Here is a 1,621-nt window from a genome sequence, read left to right on the forward strand (position 1 = left end):
CCTAAATTAGCCAGTGGTATTTTTGCCTCAAGATTATAGCCTGTTTTTGTCTTTATGCTGGCTATTTTTATACCTCTAAGCATATCTTGCTTTTGTTGGTTTGATAATTTTGGTAGCCAAACTAATACTTCTGGGACTATTTTCTCAAAATCTCCAGGAGATAGACCAAATTGATATATTCCTTTTGGTGTTTCAAACCAAAACTCAAGATGGTCGCCTTTGAGAATATTATCTCCTGTAAATGGCTGGACAAAATTATCATCTTTTACCGCAATGGCTAAATATAGGTTTTTATCATCTCCTTGCACCATAGCCAGAGCAGATAAATCCTCTTCTCCTTGCCAATTAGATGGTTTATAGATAACATCTTCCTTTTTATTCATAGATATTTTCTTAACATCTCCCCATCCCTTTTCACTTAAAATGCTATCAATAACCATATTTCCCTTCACTTTTGTTACCTCAAAAACCTCTCCATCCCTCCTTTTTCCCATCTTCCCGATTATTCCTTTCTTAGGTGCAGATTGAAGTTCTGGTGGTAGAGTTAAGATATAAATCCCTGCCGCCGATTTTGGCCTTTCATAAGGTCCTGTAATATCCTTCACACCCACAAAGATAATCTCCTTACCATTTGGTGACCAGTCAGGACAGTTACCTCCTAACTCATTGGGTAAGATTAATTCAGTTGGATCACTACCATCAACATTGATAATTACTATTGAATTATTCCAATCGCCGTAATGCTTTCCCACTTTAGTATAGGCAATCTTAGAGCCATCTGGTGACCAGGAAGGAGCGTAATCGCTGTCTGCCTTTCCATCTGTAGTGACTTGAACTGGATTTGTACCATCAAAATTAATAATCCAAAGATTATGTTTGTTAATTAAAGCAATTTTTTTACCATCTGGAGACCAGTCTCCTCTAGCTCCTCCTATAGCACTTGGAATTTTTATTACACTCCAATCCTCTACATTAATAAGACAAATATGATCATGAGCAAGATATACCAATATTTTTTTCCCATCAGGAGACCACTTAGGAGACAACCACAGAAACTCTTCTTTAAAAGTAGTCAATTGTCTCTTATTTGACCCATCTACATCCATCTTCCAAATTTGAGGGGTGAAATCCTTATCTTTTTTTAAACTAAACACAATTTGTGTCCCATCTGGTGAGAAATCTGGCTCTCGTGCATCTCCATCTGCAGGTGTATCTATCTCATAGGGGTAAGTTAGGCAGGTTTCACTCCCTGTAATTAAATCTTCAAAAATTATCACTCCATAAAGATAATTTTCGAGTAGAGTATAAAGTATCTTTGTTCCATCAGGGGAATAGGTAACATAATTAGGACTTGAAAATTCACACTGGATTGGTAGAACTTCCTTAATATCTTTTGCTGGAATTATTACCTTTTTAGGGGTAAATGCATAAGTATAACTACTCACACTGATAATCACTAAACTTAACAAACTTCCTGTTATTTTGTTAACCATTTTTATCATCCTCCTTAAACTCCTGAATTATGGATATTACTTATGGGTCTAATATCCCTAACCACTCAGTTACATGATTATAATAAGCTTGAGGTATTTCAAGTTCTTCAAATAGATCAAAAAGTGCC

Annotated in this window: 1 protein-coding gene; it reads right to left on the reverse strand. The window is 35.8% G+C overall.

The window, feature by feature from the left end; genetic code table 11:
- Positions 1–1,493: DPP IV N-terminal domain-containing protein (locus tag AB1414_20560; GenBank protein MEW6609803.1), on the reverse strand; the 1,493-nt coding region annotated here is incomplete at its 3' end.
- Between the last annotated feature and the right edge of the window lie 128 nt (positions 1,494–1,621).

The organism is bacterium, assembly GCA_040755795.1.
Classification (GTDB): Bacteria; UBA9089; CG2-30-40-21; order CG2-30-40-21; family SBAY01; genus JBFLXS01.